At 71.7% G+C, this 5,835-nt stretch carries 6 protein-coding genes and 1 pseudogene; 2 read left to right on the top strand and 5 right to left on the bottom strand.

Annotation, left to right across the window (positions count from 1 at the left end):
• Together AB0K09_RS28635 and AB0K09_RS28630 are read left to right on the top strand one after the other, a co-directional pair.
• Nucleotides 1-1,096, top strand: a pseudogene (locus AB0K09_RS28635) (alpha/beta hydrolase); the annotation flags it as partial.
• A 189-nt stretch (nucleotides 1,097-1,285) separates the two neighbouring features.
• On the top strand, nucleotides 1,286-1,678 hold the full coding sequence (locus tag AB0K09_RS28630) for an SSI family serine proteinase inhibitor (RefSeq protein WP_366068313.1): 393 nt from the start codon (nucleotides 1,286-1,288) through the stop codon (nucleotides 1,676-1,678).
• 40 nt (nucleotides 1,679-1,718) lie between these two features.
• Here AB0K09_RS28630 and AB0K09_RS28625 read toward each other — a convergent pair whose 3' ends face one another.
• The 5 genes from AB0K09_RS28625 to AB0K09_RS28605 all read right to left on the bottom strand — a co-directional run.
• Entirely contained in the window at nucleotides 1,719-1,877 is a 159-nt protein-coding gene (locus AB0K09_RS28625; protein ID WP_366068312.1) for a hypothetical protein, read from the bottom strand.
• 107 nt (nucleotides 1,878-1,984) lie between these two features.
• The gene (locus AB0K09_RS28620; protein ID WP_366068311.1) at nucleotides 1,985-2,935 is read right to left on the bottom strand and encodes a cytochrome c oxidase assembly protein; all 951 of its coding nucleotides are present in this window, start codon (nucleotides 2,933-2,935) and stop codon (nucleotides 1,985-1,987) included.
• A 66-nt stretch (nucleotides 2,936-3,001) separates the two neighbouring features.
• Nucleotides 3,002-4,027, bottom strand: a complete 1,026-nt coding sequence (locus tag AB0K09_RS28615) for a 6-phosphofructokinase (RefSeq protein ID WP_366068310.1) — start codon at nucleotides 4,025-4,027, stop codon at nucleotides 3,002-3,004.
• Nucleotides 4,028-4,126: 99 nt separating this feature from the next.
• Nucleotides 4,127-4,855, bottom strand: coding sequence for a glutamine amidotransferase (locus tag AB0K09_RS28610; RefSeq protein WP_366068309.1), 729 nt, complete (start codon nucleotides 4,853-4,855; stop codon nucleotides 4,127-4,129).
• A gap of 33 nt (nucleotides 4,856-4,888) precedes the next feature.
• Nucleotides 4,889-5,835 (bottom strand): MurT ligase domain-containing protein (locus AB0K09_RS28605; protein WP_366068308.1); only part of this gene is annotated, 947 nt, incomplete at its 5' end.

The following is a 5,835-nucleotide window of genomic DNA, read 5'->3' as shown; positions in this document are numbered from 1 at the left end:
GGCGCCCAAGGCCGACCCGGTGCCCGGCAGCGAGGCCGACAAGCGCGCCCAGCGCAAGCTGGCCAAGGAGTACGCCGACGGCTGCGCCGAGCGCAGCGGCGCCCTCCTGCCGTACCTCACCACGCCGAACATCGTGCGGGACATCGACGTCATCCGCGCCGCCCTCGGCGACTAGAAGCTCAACTACCTCGGCGTCTCCTACGGCACCTACATCGGCGCCGTCTACGGCACGCTCTTCCCGACGCACGTCCGTCGCCTGATCGTCGACAGCGTCGTCAACCCGGCGCAGGACAACATCTGGTACCAGGCCAACCTGGAGCAGGACGTCGCCTTCGAGGGCCGCTTCAAGGACTGGGAGACCTGGGTCGCCAAGTACGACTCCGTCTACCACCTCGGCAACACCCAGGCGAAGGTGCAGAAGGAGTGGGAGAAGCTCCGCGCCGCCGCCAAGAAGCAGCCCATCGGCGGGGTCGTCGGCCCGGCCGAGCTGATCAACTTCTTCCAGAGCGCCGCCTACTACGACTCCTCGTGGGTCTCCGTGGCCGGCACCTGGGCGAAGTACCGCGCCGGTGACGAGAAGGCCCTCGTCCAGGCCGCGGGCCCGGACCTGTCGGACAAGGCCGGCAACATCGCCGCCGAGAACGGCAACGCCGTCTACACCGCGGTCGAGTGCGCCGACGCCAAGTGGCCCACCAGCTGGGCCAAGTGGGACCGGGACAACACCCGCCTCAACCGCACCGCGCCGTTCATGACCTGGTCCAACGCCTGGATGAACCTGCCGTGCGCCACCTGGCGTGCCCCGCAGCAGAACCCCGTCGAGGTGACCACGCACAAGGGCCTGCCGCAGACCCTCATCGTGCAGTCCACCCGTGACGCCGCCACGCCGTACGCCGGCGCCGTCGAGCTGCACAAGCGCTTCAAGGGCTCCCGCCTCATCACCGAGCAGGGCGCCGGCTCGCACGGCGTCACCGGCCTGACGAACGCCTGCATCAACGACCGCGTCGACGCCTACCTGCTCACCGGCAAGGTCGACGCCAAGGACGTGACGTGCGCCCCGCACGCCACCCCGGAGCCGCCGAAGGCCGCCACCAAGTAAGCAGTCCGGCGACACTGCCGCGCCCCGGTCCACGGCGGACCGGGGCGCGGTGCCGTTCCGGCCCGCCCCGGCGGCCGACCGGGTGGCTCCGGGCGGCCGGCCGGGGGACGGGGCGGTGTGGCTCCTTGTGGTGGCGCGGCGGGCGAGGTGCCCTGACTCGGGCATCGTCGCGCCTTACGGAGGCACCCCATGTACGTCCGCACCGCCGCGGTCGCCGCGGTCGCCGTCACCGCGTTCGCCGCCGTACCGCTGCACCCGGCCACCGCCGACGAGGACCGGAACCACGGACGGCTGTTCCTCACCGTCTCCGGCTCGCAGAACACCTGGATCCGGGGCGTGCGGCTGTCCTGCCCGGAGCCGCGGGGACACCATCCGCACGCCGCCGAGGCCTGCGAGCGGCTGCGGCTGGCCCAGGGCCGGCCCGACGCGCTGCCCATGGAGCGCCGGCTGTGCACCCGCGAGTACGACCCGGTCACCGCGACCGCCGAGGGCGACTGGAACGGCAGGCCCGTCACCTGGCGGAAGACCTTCCCCAACGCGTGCGCGCTGGAGGCGGCCACCGGTGCCGTCTTCCGGTTCTGAGGCCTTGAGGTCCTGAGGTCCCGAGGTCCCGAGGTCCGGCTCAGGTCCGGCGGGCCGTCGCCGCGCCTATCGTCGCCAGGCCCAGCACCACCCACGCGAACCACAGCCAGGCGTTCGCGCCGAGCACCACCGTGTAGGCCGTCACCACGACCAGACCGGCCACCGTCAGCCACGCCATCGCCCTCGTCGAGCCGGGCATGCCACACCTCCTCACGGCGGCCGCGCGAACCGGAGCACAAACGCGCGGACCGCGGCCGGGAGACCATCGTCTCCCCGCCGCGGTCCGTACCGCCATACCGCTGCGCGCTACTGCTGCCCCGTCCGGAGCGAGGCCAGATAGGCGTTGTACGCGGCGAGCTCCTTGTCACCGTCCCGGTCCGCCGTGCGGTCCGAGCGCCGCGCCTGCCGCTGCTCGGAGCGGTACCACTGGTAGACCAGCGCGATCAGCACGACGACCGAGGGGATCTCGCTGAACGCCCAGGCGATGCCGCCCGCCGCCGTCTGGTCCGACAGCGCGTCGATGCCCAGCGAGGCCGGCGGGTGCATGTACGTACCGATCATCGGCTCGGACGCCATCATCAGCGCGATGCCGAAGAACGCGTGGAACGGCATGCCCGCGAACAGCTCCAGCATCCGCATCACATAGCCCGGCCGGTGCGGACCCGGGTCCACACCCATGATCGGCCAGAAGAACACCAGACCCACCGCGAGGAAGTGGACCATCATCGCGATGTGCCCGGCCCGGCTCTCCATGAGGAAGTCGAAGATGGGCGTGAAGTACAGCGCGTACAGGCTCGCGATGAACAGCGGGATCGTGAACACCGGATGCGTGATCACGCGCATGTAGCGGCTGTGCAGCAGGGCGACCAGCCACTCGCGCGGTCCCCGGCGCCCCCGCCCGGCCGCCGGCAGGGCCCGCAGCGCCAGCGTCACCGGGGCGCCCAGCAGGATCAGGATGGGGGAGAGCATGCTGACGACCATGTGCTGCACCATGTGCACGCTGAACATCACCATGCCGTAGTCGTTGAGCTTGGTGCACATCACCAGCGCCACGGACAGCACGCCCAGGGTGAAGCCCACCACCCGGCCCATGGGCCAGGCGTCACCGCGTCGCCGCAGCCGCACCACGCCCCAGCCGTAGAGCCCCAGCCCCAGCAGACAGCTGATCATGAAGAACGGGTCGCCGCTGAACTCCAGACCCCGTCCCAGCGTGAACGGCGGCATGTCCATGGTCATGCCGTGCCCGCTGTGATCCATCCGCTCTCTCCCACTCTTGTGCCGGTTTCGCACCGAAGTGCCGGGACAAGACTAGAGGCGGCCGTTTCACAGCACGCACTCGACCTCGGCGAACCGCTCCGGCGGCACCGTCTTCAGCCGCGCGACCGCCTCGGCCAGCGGCACCAGCGTGATCTCCGTGCCGCGCAGCGCCGTCATCATCCCGAACGCGCCCGCGTGCACCGCCTCCACCGCGTGCCAGCCGAACCGGGTGGCCAGCACCCTGTCGTACGCGGTGGGCGTACCGCCCCGCTGGACGTGTCCGAGGATCACCGGGCGGGCCTCCTTGCCCAGGCGCCGCTCCAGCTCACCGGCCAGCTGCCGGGCCACCCCGGCGAACCGCTCGTGCCCGTAGACGTCCGTGCCGCCGGTTTCGAAGGCCATCGAGCCGGCCCGGGGCTTCGCGCCCTCGGCGACCACCACGATCGCGAACCGCTTGCCGGCCGCGAAGCGCCGGCCGACCACCTCGGTCAGCTCGCCGATGTCGAAGGGCCGCTCCGGCACGACGATCGCGTGCGCCCCCGCGGCCGTGCCCGACTGCAGGGCGATCCACCCGGTGTGCCGGCCCATGACCTCGACGATCAGCACGCGCTGATGGGATTCGGCGGTCGTCTTGAGCCGGTCCAGGGCGTCGGTGGCCACGCCCACCGCCGTGTCGAACCCGAAGGTCACATCGGTGGCGGCGATGTCGTTGTCGATGGTCTTGGGAACGCCGACGACCGGCAGGCCGGCGTCGGACAGCAGCCGCGCCGCCTTGAGCGTCCCCTCGCCGCCGATGGGCACGACGGCGTCCAGACCGAGGTCGGCCACATGTCCCTTGGCCCGCTCCACCCCGTCGCGCAGCTCGTCCGGCCGCACCCGGGAGGAGCCCAGGATCGTGCCGCCGGTGGCCAGCACCCCGGCCACGTCCTCCAGCTGGAGCTTGCGGTAGTCCGCCTCCAGCAGCCCCCGCCACCCGTCGTGGAAGCCGATCACCTCGTCGCCGTGGTCGACGACCGCGCGGTGCACGACGGAACGGATGACGGCGTTGAGACCGGGGCAGTCGCCCCCGGAGGTGAGGACACCGATACGCATGGCGGGGAACCTTCTGAGCGGAGTCGGTCCGGACCCCGTCGTCCGGCTGGAATCCCCGCCACCCTAACCGGCGGGGGCGACGGGGTCCGTGACCGTCCGCTATGCGGGCTGTGTCGCCGCCGCGATCCGCTCCTCGCGCAGCGCGTCGTACCAGCGGTCGTCGACCGGCGGCAGGGCGTTGACGTCCAGTGCCAGCTTGATCAGCAGGTCCGCGATGTGCGGGTTGCGGGCCATGACCGGGCCGTGCATGTACGTGCCGAAGACCGTCTCGTTGAACGCGCCCTCGGTGCCGTCCCCGGTGCCGTTGCCCTTGCCGAAGCGCACCCGGGCGAACGGGCGGGCCGTGGGGCCCAGGTGGGTGACGCCCTGGTGGTTCTCGAAGCCGGTCAGCGGCGGCAGGCCGAGCTGCGGGTCGATGTCGGCGAGCACGTCGCCGACGCAGCGCTCGCCCTCGCCGCGGGTGCTGATCACGTCCAGCAGCCCCAGGCCCTGCTCGCGCTGGCCCAGGTCGTTGATGAACTCGTGGCCCAGGATCTGGTACCCGGCGCAGACCGAGAAGACGATCGCGCCGTTGGCCACGGCCCGGTTCAGACCGCCGTCGCGGCGCAGCCGCTCCGCGGCCAGCCGCTGCGGCCGGTCCTCACCGCCGCCGATCAGATAGATGTCGCCGGAGGTGGGGATCTGCTGGTCGGACCGGACGTCCAGGCGCTGGACGTCCAGACGGCGCTGCTGCGCGCGCCGCTCCAGGACCAGGACGTTGCCCTGGTCGCCGTAGGTGCTGAGCAGGTCGGGGTAGACCCACACCACACGCAGACTGTTCTGGCTCATGCTCACAATCCTGTCTCGTGCATCCGTGGGCCGTCAGTTGCCGACGCGACGGCGGACGTCCTGGAACGCGGTGTAGTTCGCGATCAGCTCGATCTTGCCGGGCGGAGCCGACTGCACGGCCTCGTCCACGCTCTCGCAGACCCGGAACTGCAGACCCGCGACCTCCAGGCGCACCGCGAGGTCCAGCTTGCGGTCGCCGATGACGAAGATCGGGTGTCCGGCGAGCCGGGTGTAGTCCACGTCCCACAGCCAGGAGGTGTCGGTGCCGTCCGCGCCCCGGGCGTTGACCGAGAGGATCACCGGGGCCGGCGGCCCGTCGATGAGCGAGAAGGTCTCCAGCCAGCCGGCCGGGTTCTTCGCCAGCAGCAGCCGCACGTCGCGGCCGAGGAAGTTCACCACGTCGTACCGGCCGGCGACCGCCTGCACCTGGTACATCCGCTCCAGCGCGACCTGCGGCGGCACCCCGAAGGTGGCGGCCACGGCGGCCGAGGTGGTCGCGTTGGCCTTGTTGGCACGGCCGGGCAGCTGGAGGTGGATCGGCCACGCGCTGCCGTGCGGGTCCAGCACGTAGTCGCCGGAGAGCGCCCAGCTGGGCGTGGGACGGCGGAAGCCGCACTCGCCGCAGAACCAGTCGTCGCCGGGGCGCTGCATCACGCCGCCGCACGACGGGCAGGACCAGGCGTCGTCCTTCCACTCCTGGCCGACCGCCACCCACACCACGTTCGGCACGGAGGAGGCGGCCCACACGATCAGCGGGTCGTCCGCGTTCGCGATCACCACGGCCTTGGTGCCGGCCAGGCCCTCGCGCCACTTCTCGGCGAGCATGCGGGTCTCCGCGGCCCGGTCGAGCTGGTCGCGCGAGAGGTTGAGCAGCGCTATGGCCTTCGGCGAGACGTCCCGGGCCACACCCGCCAGGTACTTCTCGTCGACCTCGATCACGCCGTAGCGCGCGTCCGAGCCGCCCGCGAGGGCGGAGGTGA

Origin of the sequence: Streptomyces sp. NPDC049577, assembly GCF_040675635.1 — a bacterium.
GTDB lineage: Bacteria > Actinomycetota > Actinomycetes > Streptomycetales > Streptomycetaceae > Streptomyces.
The sequence above is the reverse complement of the archived record's forward strand: the minus strand, read 5'-3'. Positions and strand labels throughout refer to the sequence as shown.

Excerpts from the sequence above, each read along its gene's own strand:
- AB0K09_RS28630 (WP_366068313.1), top strand. The coding sequence starts at position 1,286 with ATGTACGTCCGCACCGCCGCGGTCGCCGCGGTCGCCGTCACCGCGTTC.
- AB0K09_RS28625 (WP_366068312.1), bottom strand. The coding sequence starts at position 1,877 with ATGCCCGGCTCGACGAGGGCGATGGCGTGGCTGACGGTGGCCGGTCTG.
- AB0K09_RS28620 (WP_366068311.1), bottom strand. The coding sequence starts at position 2,935 with ATGGATCACAGCGGGCACGGCATGACCATGGACATGCCGCCGTTCACG.
- AB0K09_RS28615 (WP_366068310.1), bottom strand. The coding sequence starts at position 4,027 with ATGCGTATCGGTGTCCTCACCTCCGGGGGCGACTGCCCCGGTCTCAAC.
- AB0K09_RS28610 (WP_366068309.1), bottom strand. The coding sequence starts at position 4,855 with ATGAGCCAGAACAGTCTGCGTGTGGTGTGGGTCTACCCCGACCTGCTC.